Below are 25,160 nucleotides of genomic sequence, written 5' to 3' on the forward strand. Positions count from 1 at the left end.
ATGGACTACAACATCCTTAAAGATTTACCAGCCGAACAGCTCAATGATATTTTGAGCAAAATCCGCAGGACAAAAGTCAATGTACTTCTTGTTGGCGGCACCGGTGTCGGCAAAAGCTCAACCATCAAGGCCATTTTCGAAAGCGATGGGAAAAACAATGGAAATCCAGAGGTGGGTGACGGAGCACGTCCAGAAACCATGGAAATCAACAAGTACGAACTCAACGAAAACCTCATCATCTGGGATTCCCCGGGCCTGGGCGATAGTCCAGAAAAAGACGACGAACACAGCAAGAAAATCATTGAGGCCCTTCGCAAGCTGGATGACAAGGGTAAGCCACTGATCGACCTTGTATTCCTGATATTGGATGCAGGCAGTCGCGACTTCGGCTCGGCTTACAAACTCATAAAGGACGTCATCAAACCGAACTTGAATTCATTTGATCATGACCGCCTCTTGATTGGCCTGAACCAAGCCGATCAGGCAATGAAAGGACACTATTGGAACAAGTTTGAAAACCGACCAGAAGAGAAACTTCTGGAACATCTTGACAACGTGGTCGAAGTAGTCCGTTCACGCGTCAAAGAGGGAGCCGATCTGGATGTAGAACCCATTTACTACTCGGCCGGATGCGTTATTAATGGCGAGCGTCTTTCCGAGCCCTACAACCTGACAAAACTACTCAGCTTCATACTTGAGCATCTGCCAAAAAAGAAACGCGCCGTCATTGCCGATCACATCAACCAAGACGAAGCAAACTTTCGGCACAATGACAACAAGGAAAACTATCAGCAAAAGGTAGAAAAATCGATCCTCTCTTCCTTCATGGATTGGGCAGGCGAAGTCGCCAAAGATATTGGCGACTGGGCCAAAAAAGAGGCAACAAAGCCTGAGAACCTGACAATGGCCGCCCGCTTTATCTGGTCACTATTCAAGAAAAAATAAAGGACAGTAGACCATCATGGCATACCGCTACGACCCCGATCTCGAATTCCTTGCCGAAATGACAAGCGAGGATCTCCATGACCTTGTCGAAACATTAACCAAAGACAAGGATGGAGAAAATCTCTGGACCGAAGAGCTTACAGGCAACCCTTCCTACAAAGCATATTATCCAAACCACGCCAAGTACTGGCAGCTGATTGCTGCCGAACTTCAGTGTTTTGGCGCAAACAGCCTGATGACAGTCCTGCGCGGTGGAAAAGGCGTCCTCTACCATGAAATTCTTTGTGACGTGGCAGAAAAAGCGAGCATTAAGGATGTAAAAAAGAGCGACAGCGCACTGGAAGTCGAAGACAAAATCCTGCAAAGGCTTCTTGGGGACGCCATTGAAAAGATGACTGAATCCGAGCGTTCTGAATTCGCAAAAATCATTGGCGTCACAAACCTTAAAAACCTCACCCCTGTCGCATTGACAGGGGCAGCACAACTTATTTTCAAAGCCGGCGGATTCAAGTCATTCCAACTGACCCTTATTATCGCCAACGCAGTAAGCAAAGCTATTTTAGGAAAAGGCCTTGCACTGGCAGGGAATGCTGCGTTAATGAGGACAGCTGCAGTTCTAACCGGACCTGTAGGCTGGGCACTGACAAGCGCTTGGACAGCAATTGACATTGCAGGACCGGCATTCCGGGTCACATTGCCCGCTGCAATCCAGGTTGCTCTTCTCCGGAAGAAATATGAGACCGAACGCAACGGCCTTATGGAAGAAATAAATTCCCAACTCTGAGATCAATGCCAAGCAGGGGCTGTCCAATACAGCCCCTGATTTTTATCACACCAACGGCTCATCACTCAGGTAGGTATAGCCGGTCAACCCCGCTTCCAGTGCCGCATCCAGCTCGGTGGCCCGCTCGGACGACAGATCCGCTGCCGCCACCCGCGCCTTGTAGGCGGCACGCAGGTCATCGAGCTTGTAGCCGACGTAATCAAGCATCACGTCGGTGGTGTCGCCGCGGCGCTGCTGGGTGATCACGCAGCCATCGGCGTCGGCGATGACTTCCACCGCGTCGGTGTCGCCGAACAGGTTGTGGATGTCGCCAAGGATCTCCTGGTAGGCACCGACCAGGAAGAAGCCGAACAGGTAGCTCTCGCCGTGGCCGAGGCTGTGCACCGGCAACGAGGTGTCCAGCGACTCGTTCTCGACGTAGGTCTTGACCACGCCATCGGAGTCGCAGGTCATGTCGGCGATGATGCCGCGGCGGTCCGGGCGCTCGTCCAGGCGCTGGATCGGCAGGATCGGGAACACCTGGTCGATCGCCCAGACGTCGGGGATCGATTCGAACACGGAGAAGTTGACGAAATACTTGTCGACCAGGCGGTCGTTGAGCTCGTCCAGGATCGGACGGTGGCTCTTTTCCTCGTGGCTCAGGCGCGCGCGCACGCCGTGGGCAATCGCATAGAACAGGTCGTCGATGCGGGCACGGGCGACCAGGTCGATCTGGCCCAGCGCGTAGGCGCTCAGGCCTTCGGCGTGGAAGTGCTGCGCTTCCTGGAACAGCTCCACCGCCGGGCGCACGTCAAGCTCGGAATGGATCTCGCGCAGGTGGCGGATCGGTGCCGGCTCGTCGTCGAAGGCCTCCGGCACGCGGCCTTCCGGCGCCTGCTCGACCTCGGCCACGTTGGCGATCAGCACCGCGTGGTGCGCGGTCATGGCGCGGCCGCATTCGGTGACCACGCGCGGCTGCGGCAGGCCGTGCTGCTCGCAGGCCTCGGCCAGCGGCTGCACGATGTTGCTGGCATAGGCGTGCAGGCCGTAGTTGATCGAGCAGTAGCTGCGCGAACGGGTGCCTTCGTAGTCGATGCCCAGGCCGCCGCCGACATCGACGTGGCTGATCTTCGCGCCCAGGCGCGAGAGCTCGACGAAGTAGCGGGTCGCCTCGCGCATGCCGTTGGCGATGTCGCGCACGTTGGAGATCTGGCTGCCCATGTGGAAGTGCAGCAGGTTCAGGCAGTCGGCGTACTCGCTGTCACGCAGCGTCTTCCACAGGTCCAGCACCTGGCGCGGGGACAGGCCGAACTTGGCCTTGTCGCCGCCGCTGTTCTGCCACTTGCCGGCGCCGAGGCTGGCCAGGCGCATGCGCACGCCCAGGCCGGGCTTCACGTCCAGCGCGCGCGATTCCTCCAGCACCAGTTTCAGCTCGGAGGGCTTTTCGATGACGATGAAGGTCTGCAGCCCCAGCTTGCGGCCGATCAGCGCCAGGCGGATGTACTCGCGGTCCTTGTAGCCGTTGCAGACAATCAGCCCGCCCGGGCGCGACAGCGCCAGCACCGCCATCAGTTCCGGCTTGGAACCGGCTTCCAGGCCGAAGCCTTCGCCGGCGTGCGAGGCCAGCGTGCCGGCCACGCCCTGGTGCTGATTCACCTTGATCGGATAGACCGCGGTGTAGCCGCCGGCGTAGTCCCAGTCAGCCTGGGCCTGGGCGAAGGCGGACTGCAGCTTGCCCAGGCGCTGGCCGAGGATTTCCGGGAACCGCACCAGCAGCGGCAGCTTGGCGCCACCGGCGCGTGCGGCCTCGACCACCTGCGGCAGCGACACCACCGGGCCGTCGGCACCGGTCGGCCTGACCACGACATGACCGGCCTGGTCGACGTCGAAATACCCGTCCGCCCAGTGCGGGATCGAGTAGGTCTTGCGGGCCTGGTCGAGGGACCAATCGGTCATTACGGTGCTCGGCTGAACGAAAAGGACGCGCATTCTAACGTCTGGCCGGGCAAGGGTCCGTTACAATCCGCGCCGCGCCGCAGGCTGCATCCCATCGCCGTGGCGCCGGGAGCGTCCCCGCCGGAAGTCCAACCGGCCGGCGCGATCCATCGCCCAGGGCGCGCAACGCCGTCCCACCGTCCACGTCGAACGCGCCCCGAGCGGCCGTCGCCGGTAATCCAAGGAATCCCATGAGCAGCAACGACAACTGGTACATCGAACATTTCCAGCCGACCGGTTCGGCCATTGGTTTCCGCATCACCGGCAAGCTGGACGAGGTGCAGTCGCCGTTCCAGAAGATCGAGATCTATGACTCGACCGACTGGGGCAAGCTGATGGTCATCGACGGCGCGATGATGCTGACCACCAAGGACAACTTCTTCTACCACGAGATGATCAGCCACCCGGTGCTGTTCACCCACCCGAACCCGAAGCGCGTGGTGATCATCGGCGGTGGCGACTGCGGCACGCTGCGCGAGGTGCTCAAGCACCCGGGCGTGGAGTCGGCCACCCAGTGCGACATCGACGAGCAGGTCACCCGCATGGCCGAGAAGTACTTCCCGGAGCTGTGCGAATCCAACAACGATGCGCGCGCCGAGCTGCTGTTCGACGACGGCGTGGCCTACATGGCCAACTGCGAGCCGGGCAGTGTGGACGTGGTGATCGTCGATTCGACCGACCCGGTCGGCCCGGCCGAAGGCCTGTTCAACAAGGCGTTCTTCGAAAGCTGCTTCCGTGCGCTGAAGGATGACGGCCTGCTGGTGCAGCAGAGCGAATCGCCATTGGCGCTGCTGGACCTGATCCGCGACATGCGCGCGGAAATGGGCAAGGCCGGCTTCCAGTCGTTCAAGACCCTGCCGTTCCCGCAGCCGTGCTACCCGACCGGCTGGTGGTCGGTGACTGTGGCCAGCAAGCAGGCCGGCTTTGGTTTCGGCTTCCGCCAGGAAGACTCGGCCAACAAGCCGTTCGAGACCCTGTACTACACCGCGCCGCTGCACACTGGCGTGTTGGTCAGCCCGCCGTTCGTGGCCAAGGCCCTGGGCGAGTGACTCACCCAATCAGCTGTTTGCGAAGCCCCGCCTGGCCCCTGCCAGGCGGGGCTTTCGTTTTTCCGGAGCCGTGGTAGCCAGGACCGCTGGGACGAAGCGTTCCTTTTGACATTTTTTTTACATTCAGAATTGTTGTACTGGCCGGTACTAGAATTTCCCGCCCGGAATCGTGATCCGCAGCGCACCTGCGGCTCGTTCCGTCGCGCATCGACGACCCGCAATGAACTGCACAGCTGCTTCCTTCCCCTTCCCCGCTTCCTCGCGCGAGGTCCATATCCTCAAGCGCGGCGAACGGCTGCTCGAGCCGGACGTGTATCGCACCGTCGTGGACGGCACGCCCGCGGTGGTCAAGGACTACCGTCGCTACCGTGGCACGCCGCTGTCGCTGGTCGCGCGCCTGCTGGTGCGCCGCGAAGCCCGGGTGCTGGAGCAACTGAAAGGGTGGAAGCATGCACCGGCGCTGCTGGACACCATGGGCGGGCTGGCCCTGGGCATGGAGTTCATCCCCGGTAGCACGCTCAGCGCGGGGGTGCAGGTCGGCCAGGAGGTCTTCGACCAGCTGCAGGGCGCGCTGCTGCGCCTGCATGCAGCTGGCATCACCCACAACGACCTGAATGGCACCAACGTGGTGGTCAGTGCCGGCGTGCCGGTGCTGCTGGACTTCACCTCGGCCTGGCGTTCGCCGCGCTGGCTGCGCAATGGGCCGATCGCCCGGCAGCTGCGCCGCAGCGACATGAAGAACCTGGTGAAGATGCGCGCGCGCCTGACCGGCCAGCCGCCGAGCCCGGAACTGGCGCAGATGCTGGCTGAACCCGGCTGGGTGCGGACCATCCGCAGCGCATGGAAACAGCTCTACCGCCGGATCAAGCGCGACGCCTGATCCGGCCCGCGATCAGAGCGCGTCGGCGTCCAGTTCGCCGGTGCGGATGCGCACCACGCTGCCCAGGTCGTACACGAACACCTTGCCGTCGCCGATCTTGCCGGTGGCTGCCGCCTTGACGATGGCTTCGACCACGTCCTCGGCCTGGTCATCGGTAACGGCGACCTCGATCTTCACCTTCGGCAGGAAATCGACCACGTATTCGGCGCCGCGATAGAGCTCGGTGTGGCCCTTCTGCCGCCCGAAGCCCTTGACCTCGGTCACCGTGATCCCGGTGACGCTGCGCTCGGCCAGCGCCTCGCGTACGTCGTCGAGTTTGAACGGCTTGACGATGGCCATGATCATCTTCATCTGCGGCTTCCCTGGACGTGTCTGCGCAAAAGGATAGCGCGCCGCCGGCGATGTGGCCGCGGGCGTATCGGATTATCCTTACCTCCCCACGTTCCACTCCCCGATGGCCGCAGGTGCGCAGCCGCCATAGGCTCCATTCCTCCTGCGGAGACCGCCCATGATCGACCTCAACCACATCGACGACCTCGCCCGCCGCCTCAGCGACCTGGTGCCGCCGGGCCTGCGCGATTCGCGCGAGGAGCTCCAGGCCACCTTCAAGAGTGCGTTGCAGGCCGGCCTGGCCAAGCTGGACCTGGTCACCCGCGAGGAGTTCGAGGTGCAGCGCGCGGTGCTGCTGCGTACGCGCGAGAAGCTCGAGGCGCTGGAACACGTGGTGACGACGCTGGAACTGCGTCAGTCCCAGACCAAGCCGAACGACTGACCCACCATGAGCCTGGCGCTGGTGCACAGCCGTGCCCGCGCAGGCGTCCACGCGCCGCCGGTGCGCGTCGAGGTCCACCTTTCCGGCGGGCTTCCTTCCACCCAGATCGTTGGCCTGCCCGAAGCGGCAGTGCGTGAATCGCGTGACCGCGTGCGTGCGGCCATCCTCTGCGCGCAGTTCGAATTCCCGGCCCGGCGCATCACCATCAACCTCGCCCCGGCCGACCTGCCCAAGGACGGTGCCCGCTTCGACCTGCCGATCGCCCTGGGCATCCTCGCCGCCAGCGGCCAGATCGATCGCGAGGCCCTGGCTGGCCATGAGTTCATCGGCGAACTGGCGCTGACCGGCGAACTGCGTGGCGTTGACGGCGCCCTGCCCGCCGCGCTGGCGGCCGCAGCCGAAGGCCGCACGCTGGTCGTACCGCACTGCAGTGGCGGTGAGGCCGCCTTGGCGCAACAGGCCACGGTGCTGGGCGCGCGCACGCTGCTGGAAGTCTGTGGCGCGCTCAACGGCACCCGGCCACTGCCGGCCGCCGAGGCGCCGCCCACGACCATCGCCCGGCTGCCGGACCTGGCCGACGTACGTGGCCAGGCGCAGGCGCGGCGCGCTCTGGAGATCGCCGCCGCGGGCAGCCATCACCTCCTGCTGCTCGGCTCGCCTGGCTGCGGCAAGACCCTGCTGGCCTCGCGCCTGCCCGGCATCCTGCCCGAGGCCAGCGAGGCCGAAGCACTGGAGACCGCCGCCATTGCCTCGGTCAGCGGGCGTGGTGTGGATCCGACGCGCTGGCGGCAGCGGCCCTATCGCGCGCCGCACCACACCGCCAGCGCCGTGGCCCTGGTGGGCGGCGGCTCGCATCCGCGGCCGGGCGAGATCTCGCTGGCGCACAACGGCGTGCTGTTCCTCGACGAACTCCCGGAATGGAACCGACATGCGCTGGAAGTGCTGCGCGAACCGCTGGAATCGGGCGTGGTCACCGTCTCGCGGGCGGCCCGCAGTTCCGAGTTTCCCGCGCGCTTCCAGCTCGTGGCCGCGATGAACCCGTGCCCGTGTGGATGGGCCGGGGATGCGAGCGGGCGCTGCCGCTGTTCGAGCGACAGCATCCGCCGCTACCGGGCGCGCATTTCCGGACCATTGCTGGACCGCATCGACCTGCACGTGGCAGTACCGCGCCTGGCCCCCTCCGAGTTGCGTGAAAGCGGGCCGGGGGGCGAGGACAGCGCGACGGTGCGGGCACGGGTGCAGGCGGCACGCGAGCGCCAGCAGCATCGCGCCGGCCGCGCCAACGCGCACCTGGACGCCGCCCAGACCCTGCAGCACTGCCGGCTGTCGCTGAACGACCAGCGCCTGCTGGAACAGGCGATCGAACGCCTGCAGCTGTCGGCACGCTCGATGCACCGCATCCTGCGCGTGGCCCGCAGCATCGCCGACCTCGCCGACGCTGCGGACATCCAGACCTCGCACCTGGCCGAGGCGATCGGCTACCGGCAACTGGATCGCGCAGCGGGTGCCGAGCGGGCCGAAGCGTCGGCCGCCTTCGGCTAGCTGCAGGCCAGCGACTGGGGCAGGCCCACTGTCACGGTCGATCGCGGGATGGAAGGCTCAGCGTTGATGCACGCCCGTGGATGAGTTCGCCTGTCGGTGCGGGAACGTGCTCGCGAAGGGATTCCCCCAAGCGCGCACGCCCGGTACCCACGCGGCTGGGCGAGGCACTCGAAACGGCTGGGGAAAAGATGGCGCGCCCGGAGGGATTCGAACCCCCGACCAATGGCTTCGGAAGCCACTACTCTATCCGGCTGAGCTACGGGCGCGTTTTGGAACAACCCACCGCAGGCCGTCGCGGCGGTTGCGGGGAACACCTGCCGTTGCGGCGGGTGGAGGCGCATTCTAGCGGCAAAAGCGTCGCAGGTCTGCATCCGTCTCCGGCACGCGCATTCCTGCCCGCACAGGCATGCCTTGAAGCAACGTCAGCCTTCGGCACCTGGCTCGCTGGAAGCAGGCTCGCTGGCAGCCGTGTCCGAGGGCGCGTCCGACGGCAACGGCTTTGGTTTGGCGGCACGGCGGACGCGTGGCTTGGCCGGCTTCTTTGGCGCAGCGCCCGGGGCCGGCACTGGCGACAGGCGGACCTGCTGCAGTTGCTCCACCCATGACAGTGCTTCGGCGTAGGCAACGAAGTGCTGCAGGTATTCGGGCGAGGTGGCCTGCATCAGGGTCAGCGCGCGGTGCACCAAGACGCTGGAGTTCAGCGGGCCGGCATCTTCCTGGGCCGGGACCAGTGATTGCCGTAGCTGGCTGGCGGTACGCACGCCATCCCAGATCTCACGCACTTCCTGCAGCAGCGGCATTTCCTCGGACGGGATGGCCGTCACCGGCGCAGGTTGCGGTGCCGGTGCCGGTTCCGCCTCTGCCGCGGGGCCCGCCAATGCGCCTTGCTCCCTGGTGCGTGTGCTGGCGAACTCATCGAGCAGACGGCCGAGCGCGCCACGTCCTTGCGCGGTCTCCCGCGCCCGCGCAGAAGCGCTGCCATCTTTTGGCCTGCCTTCCACCTCGCGGGCGTACTCCTCCAGCAACCCGGCCAGCCGCTGTTCCAGCAGCTCGCGTGCCGCATCCTGCAGCCGCGGCAGGCGCGCGGCCAATGCCTCCAGATAGGCAAAGCGCAGCGGCTGGCAGGCATCCACGCCCTGCTCTCGCCAGCGCTGCAGCTGTGCTGCGATGGTGGACGCGTCAGCGTGCACTGGCCGCCTGCTGCTTCGGCCGCGGGATCGGCGCGATCTCGACGCGGCGGTTGCGCGAACGCCCTTCCTCGTCGCTGTTGCTGGCAACCGGCTGCTCGGAACCGAAGGCGGCGGCAAACACCGATGAGGCCGGCACGCCCTCGGCGACCAGGGTGCGGGTGACGGTGAGTGCGCGCTGCGCCGACAGTTCCCAGTTGTCGGCGAACTGGCGGTTGCTGCCGCGCACCTGGCGGTCGTCGGTGAAGCCGCTGACCATCAGGATCTCGTCGCGCGCGGACAGGTAGGCGGTCAGCGGCGCGGCCAGGCTTTCCAGCACCTTGCGGCCCTCGGGCTGCAGCTGGTCGGAGTTGAGTGCGAACAGCACGTTGCCGCGGATGCCGATGCGGCCATCGACCAGGGTCACCCGGCCGGCGGCCAGCGGCCCGGCCAGCGCCTGTTCCAGCGCCTGGCGCTGCTGCGCTTCCTGTTCGCGGCGGCGCACTTCCTCGTCCAGTTTCTGTGACAGCTGCGCCTGCACCGCGATCACGCCGACCAGCACCAGCACGAAGGCGCCCAGAAGCACCGCCATCAGGTCACCGAAGCTGGCCCAGATCGGGGCCGAGGCCTCGCCGTCGTCGAACTCCACGCTCATGCCGCGTTACCGCCCGCGCCGCGCCCGCCGATCTGCTGCAGGTCGGCGATGATCTGGCGCTGGGTCAGCAGGCTCAGGTCGATGACCTCGCGCGCCTGCGCCACGTAGTACTCCAGTTGCTCGTCGCTGCGCGCCAGCGACTTCTCCAGCGCGCCCTCGACCACGGCCAGGCGGGCGGCCAGTTCCTCGCTGCTGCGGCCGAAACCTTCCACCGCGCTGGCGAAGGCCTCGCCCAGGCTGGCGACTTCGCTGGCGCCGACCGCGACCTGCGCGGCGGCGGTTTCCAGACGCGAGGCCTCGGCCTGCATCTGTTCGCCGAAGCGGTTGCCGACGCGCTCGAGCAGGTCGGCCGAGGTCGCCACCAGGGCATCGATCGCACTGCGCTGCTCGGTGGAGGCGTGGTTGACCGCCTCCAGCAACGTGCCAAGGGTGCCGATCAGCTGGGTGCGTTCCTCCAGCATCGTGGTATCGCGCGCCATGCTGTCGGACAGCTTCTGGCGCAGTTCGGCGATGACCTCGGCGGCGGCCTTGGGCGCCTCGGCCGCGGCATCGACCAGGCGCGAGATCTCGGCGATGGTGCGCTCGGCATGCGCCTGCGCCAGCGCGGTGACGTCGTTGGCGCTGCGTGCCAGCGCATCGCAGATCGCCTGCTGGCGTTCGGCCACGCCGGCGCCGGCCTGCTGCCAGTCCTCGCGCAGGTTGGCACTGGTCTCGGCCAGGGTCTGCGCCCAGGCCTGCAGGCGCGCCTCGTCCTGCTCGCGCAGGGCCTGCTGCAGCCGGGCATGACCTTGGTCCATGGTGGCCAGCAGCGCGCTGGCCCGCTGTTCGAACACGCTGCCGGCGTTGCCCAGCGCCTGTTCGTTGCGGGCGGCCATCGCCTCGTTGGCGGCCTGCTGGTTTTCCAGGGCTCGCGCCCATGCCTCGCCCAGGCCAGCAGCCTGTGCCTCCAGGCGCTGCGACAGGCTATCGGCCAGGTTGCCGGCACGCTGCTCGAACCGTTCGGCGTGCTGCTCCAGGCTGCCCTGCAGCGCGCCGACCAGTTCCTCGTTGCCACGGCGCTGTTCGGCCACGGCATCGGTCCAGCTCTTCGCAGCGGCGTCGCTGACGCTGGCGAATCGTTCGGCCTGCAGCTCCAGGTTGCCCTGCAGCGCGCTGACCAGTGCCTCGTTGCCACGGCGCTGTTGGGCCACGGCATCGGTCCAGCTCTGTGCGGCTGCCCGGCTGGCGGCATCGAAGCCGCTGGACAGGCCGTCGAGCTGGCGCTGTACCGCCTGCTCAACGCGTTCGTGCAGGGCACCGGCCTGGCTGGCCAGACCCGCCAGCGTGGTCTCCACCACCGGCTGCATCGCATCGCCGACCGCGCGTGCGCTGGCGCTGACACTTTCCTGCAGCGCCTGCTGCAGCGACTGGCCCAGCTCGCGGTAGGCCGCCTCGCTACGCTCGTGGAAGGCATGCTGGCTGGCGACCAACTGCTCGCCGTGGCTGGCGGTGCTCTGCTCGATGCCGCCGACCAGTGCCTGCAGGCGCTCGACCAGCACCGGCATCAGCGCGGTCTGCTGCTGCAGCAGGGCAAAGGCCTGCTCGCGCTGGTAGGCCTGCGAATGCGGGTGCAGCGAGGTCGCGATCTCGGCGTCGAGCTGCTGGACCACCTGCAGGCGTTCGCGCCGGCACAGCGCCGACAGCAGGCCGAGCATGGCCGAGGTCGCCACGCCGGCGATCGAGGTGCCGAAGGCAAAACCCAGGCCCTTGACCGGCGCGGCCAGCGAGCCGCGGATGGCCTGCAGGTCGGCCGCGTTTTCCAGCGCCAGGCCGGTGCCACGCAGCGTGGCCATCATGCCCAACAGCGTGCCGAGCATGCCCAGCAGCACCAGCAGGCCCACCAGGTACGGGGTCAGCGCCGGGGCCGGCAGCGGTACGCGCGCGCCCTCGATGCGCAGCCGCACCGGATTGCGCAGGCTCGGATGCAGCCGGCCCAGCCAGTTGCCCAGGCCCGACTGCGCCGACGCCACCTCGGCCAGTGCCGCGGACAGGCTGGCGGTGGCCTGGCGGTAGCGGTGCAGCTCCAGCGCACCGGCCAGGTAGCCGGCGGCGATCAGCAGGCACACCAGCAGGGCCAGCGGGTTGGACAGCACGTAGCCGGCGCCGATCCAGCACACCGCGCACAGGCCAAGGAGGAAGACAGCAGCAAGGAAGAGGTTTCTGGACAACATGGTTTCCCAGTTAGCGGGGGCGCAGCGCCGCAAGCAGCGCGTCGATGGGTTTGAAACGGACATCCAGCTCGGCCATCAGGGCCGCCTGCATGTCCTTCCTGAAGAGCGACAGCCAGCTGCCATCGGCCGCCGGCAGCAACCCGGGCGCCGCGGCATCGGTGGCCGGCTGCAGTTGCTCGAAATGGCGGCCCAGCAGCGCCGGCACGCCGGCCAGCAGTTTCTGCTCGCGCGGGCTCAGGGTCATTTCCATGACCGCATCCACCTCGGCCAGCCGCGCCAGTTCCGGGCCGCGATGGCCCAGCAGGTCGCGCAGCTGCCCGCGCAGCTTGCCGGCGGCCGTGGCCATGGCCCGCTGCAGCGACAGGTAGTGCTGGCCGAACGGGGCGAAGTCGAACCGGCCATCGGCACCGGGCCGCGGGCTCGGAAAGCGCGCCTCGTCGGCAATCGCCGCCACCAGCGTGGCCCGCACCCGCGCGCATTCCTGCGCCTGTCCGTCGACAAGGGCCGGAGCGTCGGCCGGCTCGGGCAGGCGCCCGTCCAGCGCGCGCGCCAGGGTCACCGCGCGGTTCCAGTCGACCCACTGGCCCAGCCGTTCGGGCAGCGCCGCGGACGGCGCCGGCACCTGGACCGCGGCCAGCCGCGCGAGCAGGCGAATGAACGCCGGGCCCTGTATCGCGACCCGTGGAGGTGCTTTCGCCATGGTGCTGATCAAAAGATCGCCATTTTACACGGGGCAGGCACCGCGGCGGCGGGGATCAGGCCGGGCGCGGAAGCTGAATCGGCCTCAGCGCCCTGGCAGCTGGGCGAAGGCGCGCTGCATGCAGTCCTCGCGCGGACAGACCCGGCAGCCCGGACCGATAGACACCGAATTGCCCGGGCGGTGGATATCCAGACCGCGCGAGTACACCAGCCGCTCGGCGTGCTGCAGGTCGCAGCCCAGCGCCACGGCAAAGGTCTTGCGCGGCTGGCCATGGCCGACCGGGCCGCTGCTGACCTGCCGGGCGATCCAGAAATGGCGGCGGCCGTCGGGCATGCGCGCGGTCTGGGTGAGGATCCGCCCGGGCTGATTGAAGGCCTCGTAGACGATCCACAGCGGGCACGAGCCGCCGACCTGGGAGAAGTGGAAGTCCGTGGCCGAATGGCGCTTGGAAATGTTGCCGGCGCGGTCCACGCGGATGAAAAAAAACGGCAGGCCGGGGGCGCTGCGCCGGGCCAGGGTGCTGAGCCGGTGGCAGACCGCCTCGAAACCGACGCCGAACTGGTGGGCCAGCAGTTCGATGTCGTAGCCGCTGCTTTCCGCGGCCTGCAGGAAGTGCCCGTACGGCATCACCAGCGCGCCGGCGAAGTAGTTGGACAGGCCGATCCGGGCCTGGGCGATACGCGCCTCGTCCTGGAAACCGGTGCGGGCGATCACCGCATCGATCTGCGCCGCGTAGCCGTGCAGGGCCAGTTCCACGGCCATCTGGAAGGCCTGCTGCCCCGGCTCCAGGTAGTCCGGAAGCCACAGCGTGCGGCTGGCTGCATCGAACAGGCGCTTCTCGCGCCCGGCCTGCAGCGGTGCCACTTCCACCAGCACGCCGTGGCGGTCGGCCAGCAACTGGCGCAGCCGCGGCGCGACGTGGCCTGGCGCCAGCCCCCATTCGGCGAACAGTGCCTCGGCCAGGTCGTCCAGCTCGGGGATGTGGTTGTGCATGCGGTTGAAGAAGTCGCGCACCGAATCGCCGGCCGGCAGGCTCTGCCCGGCGCTGGGTTCGCCCAGCTGGAACTCCAGCGCCGCGGCGTGCTCGCGCAGGGCCAGATGGCGGCGGTGCAGGTCCAGCAGCGCCTGGCTGACCTGCGGCAGGTTGCCGGCCATGGTCCGCAGCTCGGCGGTGCTGACCTCCGGCAGGCCGAGGTCGCGCAGGGTCTCGCCCAGGGCCTCCTGCAGCGCGGCCGGCTCGTCGGCGTCGAACAGTCCGGACACATCGCCCAGCACCTGGCGCAGGCGCTGCTGCACCGCCGGGGTCAGGGGCCGGCGGTTGCGCTCGATCTGGTTCAGGTAGCTGGGCGAAACCCCCAGCTCGCGGGCCAGCGCGGCCTGGCTGTAGCCGTGCTGCTGGCGCAGGCGCAGCACGCGCAGGCCGATGTGGCGCAGGGCAGGATCGTTCACAGGATTAACAAAAATCTGCGGCCGGGTTCGCCAGATTAAGCGTGTTCGGCCGGGAAATCGAGATTTTCGCTGTGAATAATGCCAATCACCTTTCCCGAACCGCCGGAAACGCCATGACTGTTGAAGCCCCCCGTGTCTGCCTGCTGATTGACGGCCAGTTCGTCGAGTCCACCACCAGCCACTGGCAGGACGTGGTCAACCCGGCCACCCAGGACGTGCTGGCGAGGGTGCCGTTCGCCACCACCGGCGAGGTCGATGCCGCCGTTGCCGCCGCCAGGGAAGCGTTCAAGACCTGGCGCAAGACCCCGATCGGCACCCGCGCGCGCATCTTCCTGAAGTACCAGCAGCTGATCCGCCAGAACATGAGCGAGCTGGCGCACATCCTCACCGCCGAACAGGGCAAGACCCTGCCCGACGCCGAAGGCGATGTGTTCCGCGGCCTGGAAGTGGTCGAGCACGCGGCCGCGATCGGCAACCTGCAGCTGGGCGAACTGGCCAACAACGTGGCCAACGGCGTGGATACCTACACCCTGATGCAGCCGCTGGGCGTGTGCGCCGGCATCACCCCGTTCAACTTCCCGGCGATGATCCCGCTGTGGATGTTCCCGATGGCCATCGCCACCGGCAACACCTTCGTGCTCAAGCCCTCCGAGCAGGATCCGATGGTGACCATGCGCCTGGTCGAACTGGCGCTGGAAGCGGGCATCCCGCCGGGCGTACTCAACGTCGTCCACGGCGGCGAGGAAGTGGTCAACGCGATCTGCGACCACCCGGACATCAAGGCCGTGTCCTTCGTTGGTTCCACCCGCGTCGGCACCCACGTCTACAACCGCGCCTCGCTGGCCGGCAAGCGCGCGCAGTGCATGATGGGCGCCAAGAACCACGCCGTGGTGCTACCGGACGCCAACAAGGAACAGACCATCAACGCCATGGTCGGCGCCGCGTTCGGTGCGGCCGGCCAGCGCTGCATGGCCGCCTCGACCCTGGTGCTGGTCGGCGAGGCGCGCAGCTGGATCCCGGACCTGGTCGCCAAGGCCAGGGCGCTGAAGGTCAGCGCCGGCAGCATCGCCGGCACCGATGTCGGCCCGGTGATCTCCTGCGCCGCGCGCAGCCGCATCGAAGGCCTGATCGCCTCGGGCGTGGAACAGGGCGCAAAACTCGAGCTGGACGGGCGCAACCCGAAGGTCGACGGCTTCGAGAAGGGCAACTTCGTCGGCCCGACCATCTTCTCCGGCGTCACCACCGACATGCGCATCTACCAGGAGGAAATCTTCGGGCCGGTGCTGGTGATCCTGGAAGCCGAGACCCTCGAAGACGCGATCGAGCTGGTCAACGCCAACCCCAACGGCAACGGCACCGCCGTGTTCACCCAGTCCGGCGCGGCCGCACGCAGGTTCCAGGAAGACATCGACGTCGGCCAGGTCGGCATCAACGTGCCGATCCCGGTGCCGGTGCCGCTGTTCTCCTTCAGCGGCTCGCGTGCCTCCAAGCTTGGCGACCTCGGCCCGTACGGCAAGCAGGTGGTGCTGTTCTACACCCAGACCAAGACCGTCACCGCACGCTGGTTCGATGACTCGACCCTGGGCCACGGCGTCAACACCACCATCAGCCTGAAGTGACCGCCATGGACGCCATCAACATGCACGCCGCGTCCGGCTTCACCGAGGAGCAGGAAGCATTCCGCCAGGCCGCGCGCGATTTCGCCCGTGCCGAGCTGGCCCCGCACGCCGCGCACTGGGATGCCGAAGGCATCTTCCCGCGCGAGGTGATCGGCAAGGCCGGCGAACTGGGCTTCTGCGGCATCTATACCGCCGAGGACGCCGGCGGTATCGGCCTGACCCGGCTGGACGCGGCGCTGATCTTCGAGGAACTGGCCGCGGCCGATCCCTCCACCGCCGCCTACATCACCATCCACAACATGGCCACGTGGATGCTGTCGCGCTGGGGCGGCGAGCGCCTGCGCGGCGAGTGGGCCGCGGCAATGGCCAGCGGCGACAAGCTGGGCTCGTACTGCCTGACCGAGCCGGGCTCCGGCTCGGATGCGGCCTCGCTGAAGACCCGCGCGGTGCGCGATAGCGATCATTACGTCATCGATGGCAGCAAGGCCTTCATCTCCGGCGCCGGGGCCACCGACATGCTGATCGTGATGGCGCGCACCGGTGGCGAAGGCGCGCGCGGCATCAGCGCCATCGCGGTGCCGGCCAACCTGCCCGGCATCGAGTACGGCAAGAAGGAAGAGAAGATGGGCTGGAACAGCCAGCCCACCCGCACCATCAGCTTCAGCGGCGTGCGCGTGCCGGTGGACCACCTGCTCGGCAACGAGGGTGAGGGCTTCAAGATCGCGATGAAGGGCCTGGATGGCGGCCGCATCAACATTGCCGCCTGCTCGCTGGGCGCGGCCCAGGGCGCACTGGACGCGGCGCGCGGCTACATGCGCGAGCGCAAGCAGTTCGACAAGGCGCTGAGCGAGTTCCAGGCACTGCAGTTCAAGCTCGCCGACATGGCCACCCAGCTGGTGGCCGCGCGGCAGATGGTGCACACCGCCGCGCGCAAGCTCGATGCCGGCGCCGCCGATGCCACCGTGTGGTGCGCGATGGCCAAGCGCTTTGCCACCGACGCCGGCTTTGCCGTATGCAACGACGCACTGCAGCTGCACGGCGGTTACGGCTACATCCGCGAATACCCGGTCGAGCGCCTGCTGCGCGACAGCCGCGTGCACCAGATCCTGGAGGGCACCAACGAGATCATGCGGGTGATCGTGGCCCGCCACCTGCTCAACACCGAAGAGGAACTTCGATGAACGACTACCGCTCGCGCGACTGGACCGGCCTCAGGCTCGAGGTCGATGGCCACACCGCCGTGGTCACCCTCGACAACCCGCCGGCCCACACCTGGACCGTGCACAGCCTGGCCGCGCTGCGCGACCTGGTGCGTGCGCTGGACGCCGACCGCAACATCTACGCGCTGGTGATCACCGGGGATGGCGAGAAGTTCTTCTCCGCCGGGGCCGACCTCAACCAGTTCGCGTCCGGCGACAAGGCCGCCGCCCGTGAGGCCGCGCGCCGCTTCGGCGAGGCGTTCGAGGCGCTGAGCGTATTCCGCGGCGTGTCCATCGCCGCGATCAACGGCTATGCGATGGGCGGCGGCCTGGAATGCGCGCTGGCCTGTGACCTGCGCATCATCGAGGAACACGCCCAGGTCGCCCTGCCCGAGGCCACCGTCGGCCTGCTGCCGTGCGCCGGCGGCACCCAGAACCTGCCGCGACTGGTCGGTGAGGGCTGGGCCAAGCGCATGATCCTGCTCGGCGAGCGCATTGATGCCGACACCGCGCTGCGCATCGGCCTGGCCGAGGAAAAGACCGGCAAGGGACAGGCCCGTGCGCTGGCGATGGAATGGGCGGCCAGGGCGGCCAGGCAGAGCCCGACGAGCGTGGCCGCGTGCAAGACCCTGGTGCAGGCCACCCGCACGGGCAGCCACGCCTCGGCGCTGGTGGCCGAGCGCGAGGCCTTCGTCGACCTGTTCGACAGCGCCGACCAGGTCGAGGGCGTGGCCGCCTTCCTGGAAAAGCGCGCACCTCAATGGAAGAACGCATGAGCGCCGGACTGACTGCCGACGAGGCACCGGTGCTGTTCGAGGAGCGCAGCGCCGGCAACGGCATGCGCGTCGGCATCGCTACGCTCAACGCGGCGCGCACGCTCAACGGTTTCTCGCTGCCGATGGCGCACCTGCTGCACGAGCGCCTGCTGGCCTGGGCAGCGGATGCCGGCATTGCCCTGGTGGTGCTGCAGGGCGCCGGTGAAAAGGCTTTCTGCGCCGGTGGCGACCTGCACAGCCTGTACCAGAGCATGCGCCGCTTCTGCGAGGACGGGCGCAGCGACATCCGTGACAACACCTATGCCGCCGAGTTCTTCGACGTCGAATACCGCGTGGACTACCTGATCCACAGCTTCCCCAAGCCGGTGCTGTGCTGGGCCCACGGCATCGTCATGGGCGGCGGCATCGGCCTGATGTCCGGGGCCAGCCACCGCGTGGTCAGCGAGCGCTCCAAGCTGGCGTTCCCGGAAATCACCGTCGGCCTGTTCCCGGACGTGGGCGGCAGCTGGCTGCTGCAGCGCGTGCCCGGCCGTGCCGGCCTGTTCCTGGCGCTGACCGGTGCACTGCTCAATCCAGGCGATGCGATCTACGCCGGGCTGGCCGACCTGCACGTGGCCGAAGCGCGCCGCGGCGAGGTGTTCGATGCGCTGCTCGACGTGGCCTGGAGCAGAGAACCCGACGACAACCACACGCGCCTCACCGCCCTGCTGCAGTCCTTCGCCAGCGATGCGCCGACCGGCCCGCTGCTGGCCAACGCCGCGCTGATCGATGAGCTGTGCGATGGCGATGCACTGGAGCCCATCGTCGAGCGCATCGGCGCCCTGCAGACCGACGATGCGTGGCTGCAGGCCGCGCAGAAGACCCTGGCCGCCGGGGCACCCGGTTCGGCCCGGCTCGGCTTCGAACTGCAGCGCCGTTGCGCCGGCATGGACCTGGCCGCGGTGTTCCGCACCGAGTACACCGTCGCCCTGCACTGCGCCGCGCACGGCGATTTCGCCGAGGGCATCCGCGCCCTGCTGATCGACAAGGACCGCAACCCGGCCTGGCAGCCGGCGACGCTGGCCCAGGCCAGCAGCGACTGGGCCGAAGCGTTCTTCATTTCCCCCTGGCCGGCCGACCAGCATCCGCTGGCCGACCTGGGCCTTCCCGCACTTGAAAGGAGCCTGGCATGAGCCGTGTAGCATTCATTGGGTTGGGCAACATGGGCGGTCCGATGGCCGCCAACCTGGCCAAGGCCGGCCACGCCGTGCGCGTGTTCGACCTGGTGCCGGCCGCGATCCAGGCCGCCGCCGATGCCGGCGCCACCCCGGCCGGTTCGGCGCGTGACACGCTGGCCGACGCCGAGGTGGTGATCTCGATGCTGCCGGCCAGCCGCCACGTCGAAGGCCTGTACCTGGGCGAAGGTGGCATCCTCGACGCCATCCCCGCCGGTGCGCTGGTCATCGACTGCAGCACGATCGCCCCGGCCAGCGCGCGCAAGGTCGCCGAAGCGGCGGCCAAGCGCGGCCTGCAGATGATCGACGCGCCGGTCTCCGGTGGCACCGCCGGTGCCCAGGCCGGCACCCTGACCTTCATCGTCGGCGGCGACGAGCAGGCACTGGAACGCGCGCGCCCGGTGCTGCAGGACATGGGCCGGAACATCTTCCACGTCGGCGGCAACGGTGCCGGCCAGGTCGCCAAGCTGTGCAACAACATGGCGCTGGGCGTGATCATGGCCGCCACCGGCGAGGCCATCGCGCTCGGCGTGGCCCACGGGCTGGACCCGAAGGTGCTGTCGCAGATGATGGCCGTCAGCACCGGCCGCAGCTGGGCCACCGAGGTCTGCAATCCGTGGCCAGGCGTGCTGGAAAATGCGCCGGCCTCGCGCGGCTACACCGGCGGCTTCGGCAACGACCTGATGCTCAAGGACCTGGGCCTGGCCGCCGAAGCGGCGATGGGCGTGGGCGCCTCGATCCCGCTGGGCGAGCTGGCCCGCAACCTGTACGCGATGAACAGCCAGGCCGGCAACGGCGCGCTGGACTTCTCCAGCGTGGTCAAGCTGGTGCAGCGCGGCTGATGCAGCACGAGGTGGCGCGGACAGACCGCGCCACCTTGCTCAGGCCAGCCGCGTCTCCGTCCCGTAGGGCGGCGAATCCGGATAGTCGCCACGGCGGAATCGCTCCTGCAGGTCCCGCCACCACGCCGGATCGAACAGATGGCCATGGGCTTCGGTCACCGCCGCCAGCTGCGCGGCTGGCAGCCCCATGAACAGCGGGAAGCGCTCGGGGAACACGTCATTGGGCGCGACATGGAACCACGGCTCCGAGGCCATCGCCTCTTCCTCGCTGCGCGGTTTGGGCCACTGACGGAAATTGCAGTCGGTGACCAGGCACAGCTCGTCGTAGTCGTAGAACACCGCGCGGCCATGGCGTGACACGCCGAAGTTCTTCAGCAGCATGTCGCCGGGGAAGATGTTGTTGCGGGCCATGTCGCTGATCGCCTGCGCGTAGTCCAGCGCGGCGGCACGCGCGGCCTGCGGTTCCTGCTCGCGCAGGTACAGGTTGAGCGGGCGGAAGCGGCGTTGGGTGTAGCACAGGGTGATCACCACGTCGTCGCCATCGAGCATCACGCTGCGGCTGCAGCTTTCCAGCAGGTCCTTGAGCAGTGCCGGCGCGAAGCGTGAGGCGGGGAAACGCAGGTGCCGGTACGGCTGCGCGTCGAGCAGGCGGCCGATGCGGTCCAGGTTGAACACCAGCGCGTACTTGTCCTCCACGTCCTGCCGGCTCATGGTCTTGGGCCAGCCGAAACGGTCGCGGATCAGCTTGAACACCAGCGGGTAGCTGGGCAGGGTGAACACCACCATGACCATGCCCGGCGTGCCTTCGGCATGCACCAGCAGCTCGTTCTCGTGCTGCTGGAAGTGGCGGAAGAAGGTGCGGAAGCGCTCGGTCTTGCCCTGCTTGGCGCGGCCAAGCACGGTGTAGATCTCGTCGATCGGCTTGCGCGGCAGCAGGCTGCGCAGGAACACCACCGCATCGCCGACCGTGGCCAGGTCGGCCTGGAAGTAGCTGCGCGAGACGCCGAACAGGTGGGCGACGTCGCGGCGCCGGCTCAGCACCGCATCGACCTTGAGCTGGCCGCCATCGTTGACCAGCGCGATCACGCACGGCGAGAAGCGGTGTTCGCCGAACACGCGGCCGACCAGGTAGGCGCGGCGCTCGCGGTAGAACACCGTGTCCAGCAGCTCGATGCCGCGCACCGGATGCTCGCCCCAGTGGGCCAGGTCGTCCTGCAGGCGCACGGCAATCGCCGCCGCGCAGCGCAGCTGGTGCGCGTACGGCACGTCGAAGCGGTAGTCGCCGAGCACCCGCATGAAGGCCTCGGCCGGGCGCGTTTCGGACACCGCGTAGCTGTGCCGCGCCACCGGATGGGTGATCGCGTCCGAGGGCTCCACGTCCATCGCCACGAACTCGATGTCCGGGTCCACCCCGCGCGCGGCGAACAGACGCCGGGCCAGCGTGTTGTAGAAGGTCTTGTACAGCTCGCCGTCGATCTGGCCTTCGATCTGCGCGGCGAACAGCCGGCGCACGTCGCGCCACAGCGCACGGTCATGCAGCTGCACGCCGGCCTCGGCCGACAGCCGCGCCATGCACTCGGCGATGCATTCGTCGTACAGCTCGATGCGCTCGACCGCGTCGGCGCGGGCGCCAGCCCAGTCGCGCTGCTCGAAGCGCACGCGGGCGCGGCGGGTGATCTGCGCAAAACGCGCGTGGTAATCCTCGAAACCCTGGCGGATCACGGTCGCCAGCCGTTCGGCCGGGGCGCTCATGGCGACCGCACGCAGGCAGCGGGGGCAGGCAGGTAGCTCAAGTCGGGCTCGATCGCTTGGGGGAGCCCAGACGATACGACACGCCCCGCGCTGCCCGCACCTCTGCTGGCCATCGCCCGGACCCGCCAACGAAAAAGCCCGCGCTGGGCGCGGGCTTTTCCTTGCAGCGTTGCGGGACGATCAGCGCAGCGTGGCCAGCGCGTTGTTGAAGGTCGCACTCGGACGCATCGCCGCACTGGCCTTGGCCAGGTCCGGACGGTAGTAGCCGCCAATGTCCACGGCCTTGCCCTGCACCGCGATCAGTTCCTCGACGATCTTCTGCTCGTTGTCGGCCAGTGCCTGCGCCAGCGGGGAGAAGCGTGCCTTCAGGTCGGCGTCCTGGTCCTGCGCGGCCAGCGCCTGCGCCCAGTACAGGGCGATATAGAAGTGGCTGCCGCGGTTGTCGATCGTGCCCAGCTTTCGGCCCGGCGAACGGTCGTTGTCCAGGAACTTGCCGTTGGCCTCGTCCAGCGCCTTGGCCAGTACCGCCGCCTTGGCGTTGTCGTAGCGCTGGCCCAGGTGTTCCAGCGACGCGGCCAGGGCCAGGAATTCGCCCAGCGAATCCCAGCGCAGGTAGTCCTCTTCCACGAACTGCTGCACGTGCTTGGGCGCCGAACCACCGGCACCGGTCTCGAACAGGCCGCCACCGGCCATCAGCGGCACGATCGACAGCATCTTGGCGCTGGTGCCCAGCTCCATGATCGGGAACAGGTCGGTCAGGTAGTCACGCAGCACGTTGCCGGTCACCGAGATCGTGTCCTGGCCCTTGCGGATGCGCTCCAGCGAGAACTTCGTCGCTTCCACCGGCGCCAGGATGCGGATGTCCAGGCCGTTGGTGTCGTGATCGCCCAGGTACTTCTCGACCTTGGCGATGACCTGGGCATCGTGGGCGCGGCCCGCGTCCAGCCAGAACACCGCCGGGGTATCGCTCAGGCGGGCGCGGCTGACGGCCAGCTTGACCCAGTCCTGGATCGGCGCGTCCTTGGTCTGGCACATGCGCCAGATGTCGCCGGCCTGCACCGCGTGCTCGAACACCACGTTGCCGCCGTCGTCGGTCACGCGCACGGTGCCGTCAGCCGGGATCTGGAAGGTCTTGTCGTGGCTGCCGTATTCCTCGGCCTTCTGCGCCATCAGGCCGACATTGGGCACCGAGCCCATGGTCGCCGGGTCGAAGGCGCCATTGGCCTTGCAGTCCTCGATCACCGCCTGGTACACGCCGGCATAGCAGCGGTCCGGAATCACCGCCTTGGCGTCCTGCAGCTTGCCTTCGGCATTCCACATGCCGCCGCTGTCGCGGATCATCGCCGGCATCGAGGCATCAACAATCACATCGCTCGGCACGTGAAGGTTGGTGATGCCCTTGTCCGAGTTGACCATCGCCAGCGCCGGACGCTGCGCGTACAGCGCCTCGATGTCGGCCTTGATCGCGGCCTGGGTGGCTTCGGGCAGCTGCGGCAGGCGCGCGTACAGGTCGCCGATGCCGTTGTTGGCATCAAAGCCGGCCTGCCGGAGCACGTCGGCGTGCTTTGCGAGCACGTCCTTGTAGAACTCCTCGACCACCACGCCGAACATGATCGGGTCGGAGACCTTCATCATCGTGGCCTTCAGGTGCAGCGAGAACAGCACGCCCTGGGCCTTGGCATCGGCGATCTGCGCCTGCACGAATGCCGCCAGTGCATTGCGGCTCATCACCGAAGCATCGACGATCTCGCCGACGGTGACCGCGGTCTTTTCCTTCAGCACCTGCACGCTGCCATCGGCCTTGACCAGCTCGATCTTCAGGTGGCCGGCGCTGGACAGGGTGGCCGACTTCTCGCTGCCGTAGAAATCACCGGCCTCCATGTGCGCGACATGCGACTTCGACCCGCTGGACCACTTGCCCATGCGGTGCGGGTGCTTGCGTGCGTAGTTCTTGACCGATAGCGGCGCGCGGCGGTCGGAATTGCCCTCGCGCAGCACCGGGTTCACCGCCGAACCCTTGACCTTGTCATAGCGCGCCTTGATGTCGCGCGACACGTCGTCGGTGGGCACGTCCGGGTAGTTCGGCAAGGCAAAGCCCTGGTCCTGCAGTTCCTTGATCGCGGCCTTCAGCTGCGGAACCGACGCGCTGATGTTGGGCAGCTTGATGATGTTGGCATCCGGCGTGGTCGCCAGCTGACCCAGCTCGGCCAGGTCATCGCTGTGTTTCTGCCCGTCCTCCAGGTAATCCGGGAACACTGCCAGGATGCGGCCGGCCAGCGAGATGTCGCGGGTCTCCACGGCGATGCCGGCGGTCGCGGTATAGGCCTCGACGATCGGCAGCAGCGACTGGGTCGCCAGGAAGGGGGCTTCATCCGTGAGCGTGTAGAGGATCTTCGGCGTATTGGACATAGGGGGCGTTGGCTCTCTTGCGGACTCGGTGCGGAACAGGACGGAACGGCGGGCCGCGCAATGCGCGCCAGCCTTCGGCCGGATGGCGTATCCGCGCTCGCAACCGCATGGCGACGGGAACGGAAACCCCGTCATTGTCGCTGTTCCCGCCACCCTCCGCAAAAGAAAAGCGCCATACGCCGACGTACCGCGACACACGCCCACGTATGGGCAAAAAAAGGCGCAGCCGGTGGCTGCGCCTGGGGCCTCGACTGCCGGGAGAGAGTCGGCAGGCGAAAAGCTGTGAGCAGTTGTTACTTGATCTCGAATTCCTGGGCGGTGCCCTGCGGCTGGCCATTGACCATGACTTCGGCACGGTACTTGCCGGCCGGCCAGCCATTGGCATTGGTGAACTCGATGTTGGTGGTCTCCGGACCAGTGGTGTTGAGGGTGGCGCTTTCCTCGCCAGCCACCTGGCCGTCCTGATAGGTCAGGCGGGCACTGACGTTGGTGTTGACCGCCGAGCCATCGGTGCGGACCGAGACGATGATCTTGTCCCTGGCGCCGATCTGGGCGACCGGCTGCACGCTGCGGTCGGCAGCGGCGTTGTTGCCCACGGTCACCGCGCTGACGGTGACATCACCGGCACCGGCCATCGAGTTCATCGGGTTGGTGGCCGGAGTGGTGGTGTCGGTGGCGGCCGGGGTGGTGGTATCGGTCGCCGCCGGCGTGGTGTCCATGGCCGGGTTGTTGGCCATGGTGTCGTCGGTGTTGTCGCGCTTGCAGCCAGCCAGCGCCACGGTGGTGGTAAGGGCAATCAGGAGTGCACTGCTCAGAGTGGACTTGCTCATGGAGTCTCCTCGCGATTCGTAATGGGATGGGATCGGGATGCGATGACGGCTTACTGCGGAATGCGCAGGGTCTGGCCCGGAAGGATCCTGTCCGGGTCATCGAGCACGTCACGGTTGGCTTCGAAGATGCGCTTCCAGGCGTTGCCATCGCCCAGATGCTGTTGGGCGATCTTTGACAGCGTGTCGCCCTTCTGCACGGTGTACTGCTGCCCGGCAATCTCCGCCGAGCTGTCGACCTTGCTGGTGACGCCCGAGAAGTCGGCCTTCGGCGCGACTTCCGCACTGCTGTCGACCCTGGAGGTCACACCGGAAAAATCAGCTTTCTTGTCGGTACCCATCGTGGCTTTCCGCTCCTGCTGAGTGGTGGCCACGGTTGCACAGCACCTGTTAACG

At 67.3% G+C, this 25,160-nt stretch carries 22 protein-coding genes and 1 tRNA gene; 11 read left to right on the forward strand and 12 right to left on the reverse strand.

What is annotated here, in order from left to right; genetic code table 11:
- Positions 1-945, forward strand: coding sequence for a GTPase (locus tag LG380_RS10600; RefSeq protein ID WP_225765038.1), 945 nt, complete (start codon positions 1-3; stop codon positions 943-945).
- 16 nt (positions 946-961) lie between these two features.
- Positions 962-1,729, forward strand: coding sequence for a DUF3944 domain-containing protein (locus LG380_RS10605; protein ID WP_225765039.1), 768 nt, complete (start codon positions 962-964; stop codon positions 1,727-1,729).
- A 45-nt stretch (positions 1,730-1,774) separates the two neighbouring features.
- Here the strand turns inward: LG380_RS10605 and speA are convergent, their stop codons facing one another.
- Positions 1,775-3,664, reverse strand: coding sequence for an arginine decarboxylase (gene speA, locus LG380_RS10610; RefSeq protein ID WP_225765040.1), 1,890 nt, complete (start codon positions 3,662-3,664; stop codon positions 1,775-1,777).
- 230 nt (positions 3,665-3,894) lie between these two features.
- On the opposite strand from speA, the gene speE reads away from it, so the two are divergent.
- Both speE and LG380_RS10620 read left to right on the forward strand, forming a co-directional pair.
- Positions 3,895-4,752, forward strand: a complete 858-nt coding sequence (gene speE / locus LG380_RS10615; protein WP_225765041.1) for a polyamine aminopropyltransferase — start codon at positions 3,895-3,897, stop codon at positions 4,750-4,752.
- 220 nt (positions 4,753-4,972) lie between these two features.
- Positions 4,973-5,632, forward strand: coding sequence for an RIO1 family regulatory kinase/ATPase (locus tag LG380_RS10620; RefSeq protein WP_225765042.1), 660 nt, complete (start codon positions 4,973-4,975; stop codon positions 5,630-5,632).
- Between the two features lie 12 nt (positions 5,633-5,644).
- Here the strand turns inward: LG380_RS10620 and LG380_RS10625 are convergent, their stop codons facing one another.
- Positions 5,645-5,983 (reverse strand): P-II family nitrogen regulator, encoded by a 339-nt coding sequence (locus LG380_RS10625; RefSeq protein WP_225765043.1) that lies wholly within the window; start codon positions 5,981-5,983, stop codon positions 5,645-5,647.
- Positions 5,984-6,140: 157 nt separating this feature from the next.
- Here LG380_RS10625 and LG380_RS10630 point away from each other — a divergent pair, with 157 nt between their 5' ends.
- Positions 6,141-6,404, forward strand: a complete 264-nt coding sequence (locus LG380_RS10630; RefSeq protein ID WP_225765044.1) for an accessory factor UbiK family protein — start codon at positions 6,141-6,143, stop codon at positions 6,402-6,404.
- 6 nt (positions 6,405-6,410) lie between these two features.
- A complete protein-coding gene (locus LG380_RS10635) occupies positions 6,411-7,946 on the forward strand; it encodes a YifB family Mg chelatase-like AAA ATPase (protein WP_225765045.1) in 1,536 nt (511 codons plus the stop codon).
- A gap of 189 nt (positions 7,947-8,135) precedes the next feature.
- Here LG380_RS10635 and LG380_RS10640 read toward each other — a convergent pair.
- The 6 genes from LG380_RS10640 to LG380_RS10665 all read right to left on the reverse strand — a co-directional run bounded on the left by LG380_RS10640 (position 8,136) and on the right by LG380_RS10665 (position 14,126).
- A tRNA-Arg gene (locus LG380_RS10640) sits at positions 8,136-8,212 on the reverse strand.
- Positions 8,213-8,368: 156 nt separating this feature from the next.
- Positions 8,369-9,136, reverse strand: coding sequence for a DUF2894 domain-containing protein (locus LG380_RS10645; RefSeq protein WP_225765046.1), 768 nt, complete (start codon positions 9,134-9,136; stop codon positions 8,369-8,371).
- A complete protein-coding gene (locus LG380_RS10650) occupies positions 9,126-9,767 on the reverse strand; it encodes an OmpA family protein (protein ID WP_225765047.1) in 642 nt (213 codons plus the stop codon). Before LG380_RS10650 ends, LG380_RS10645 begins: the two co-directional genes overlap by 11 nt.
- Positions 9,764-11,977 carry a DUF802 domain-containing protein gene (locus LG380_RS10655; protein WP_225765048.1) on the reverse strand — a complete coding sequence of 738 codons (2,214 nt, stop codon included), beginning with the start codon at positions 11,975-11,977 and terminating at the stop codon, positions 9,764-9,766. Before LG380_RS10655 ends, LG380_RS10650 begins: the two co-directional genes overlap by 4 nt.
- A gap of 10 nt (positions 11,978-11,987) precedes the next feature.
- Positions 11,988-12,677, reverse strand: a complete 690-nt coding sequence (locus tag LG380_RS10660) for a DUF3348 domain-containing protein (RefSeq protein WP_225765050.1) — start codon at positions 12,675-12,677, stop codon at positions 11,988-11,990.
- Between the two features lie 84 nt (positions 12,678-12,761).
- Entirely contained in the window at positions 12,762-14,126 is a 1,365-nt protein-coding gene (locus LG380_RS10665) for a short-chain fatty acyl-CoA regulator family protein (protein ID WP_225765051.1), read from the reverse strand.
- A 113-nt stretch (positions 14,127-14,239) separates the two neighbouring features.
- Here LG380_RS10665 and LG380_RS10670 point away from each other — a divergent pair, with 113 nt between their 5' ends.
- Genes LG380_RS10670 through mmsB form a run of 5 tightly spaced genes read left to right on the forward strand, consistent with a single transcriptional unit; the run spans position 14,240 to position 19,776 of the window.
- The gene (locus LG380_RS10670) at positions 14,240-15,745 is read left to right on the forward strand and encodes a CoA-acylating methylmalonate-semialdehyde dehydrogenase (protein ID WP_225765052.1); all 1,506 of its coding nucleotides are present in this window, start codon (positions 14,240-14,242) and stop codon (positions 15,743-15,745) included.
- Between the two features lie 5 nt (positions 15,746-15,750).
- Positions 15,751-16,926: an acyl-CoA dehydrogenase family protein gene (locus LG380_RS10675; protein ID WP_225765053.1), complete on the forward strand. Its 1,176-nt coding sequence runs from the start codon at positions 15,751-15,753 to the stop codon at positions 16,924-16,926.
- On the forward strand, positions 16,923-17,720 hold the full coding sequence (locus LG380_RS10680; RefSeq protein WP_225765054.1) for an enoyl-CoA hydratase: 798 nt from the start codon (positions 16,923-16,925) through the stop codon (positions 17,718-17,720). Before LG380_RS10675 ends, LG380_RS10680 begins: the two co-directional genes overlap by 4 nt.
- A complete protein-coding gene (locus tag LG380_RS10685) occupies positions 17,717-18,892 on the forward strand; it encodes an enoyl-CoA hydratase/isomerase family protein (protein WP_225765055.1) in 1,176 nt (391 codons plus the stop codon). Before LG380_RS10680 ends, LG380_RS10685 begins: the two co-directional genes overlap by 4 nt.
- Entirely contained in the window at positions 18,889-19,776 is an 888-nt protein-coding gene (gene mmsB / locus LG380_RS10690) for a 3-hydroxyisobutyrate dehydrogenase (RefSeq protein WP_225765056.1), read from the forward strand. The genes LG380_RS10685 and mmsB overlap by 4 nt, the downstream gene beginning before the upstream one ends.
- A gap of 39 nt (positions 19,777-19,815) precedes the next feature.
- Here the strand turns inward: mmsB and aceK are convergent, their stop codons facing one another.
- The 4 genes from aceK to LG380_RS10710 all read right to left on the reverse strand — a co-directional run bounded on the left by aceK (position 19,816) and on the right by LG380_RS10710 (position 25,105).
- Positions 19,816-21,528, reverse strand: a complete 1,713-nt coding sequence (gene aceK / locus LG380_RS10695; protein ID WP_225765057.1) for a bifunctional isocitrate dehydrogenase kinase/phosphatase — start codon at positions 21,526-21,528, stop codon at positions 19,816-19,818.
- A 180-nt stretch (positions 21,529-21,708) separates the two neighbouring features.
- On the reverse strand, positions 21,709-23,937 hold the full coding sequence (locus LG380_RS10700) for an NADP-dependent isocitrate dehydrogenase (protein WP_225765058.1): 2,229 nt from the start codon (positions 23,935-23,937) through the stop codon (positions 21,709-21,711).
- A 293-nt stretch (positions 23,938-24,230) separates the two neighbouring features.
- Positions 24,231-24,767, reverse strand: coding sequence for a hypothetical protein (locus tag LG380_RS10705; RefSeq protein ID WP_225765059.1), 537 nt, complete (start codon positions 24,765-24,767; stop codon positions 24,231-24,233).
- Between the two features lie 50 nt (positions 24,768-24,817).
- Entirely contained in the window at positions 24,818-25,105 is a 288-nt protein-coding gene (locus LG380_RS10710; RefSeq protein ID WP_225765060.1) for a LysM peptidoglycan-binding domain-containing protein, read from the reverse strand.
- Between the last annotated feature and the right edge of the window lie 55 nt (positions 25,106-25,160).

The sequence above is a fragment of the Stenotrophomonas sp. Marseille-Q4652 genome, assembly GCF_916618915.1.
Classification (GTDB): domain Bacteria; phylum Pseudomonadota; class Gammaproteobacteria; order Xanthomonadales; family Xanthomonadaceae; genus Stenotrophomonas.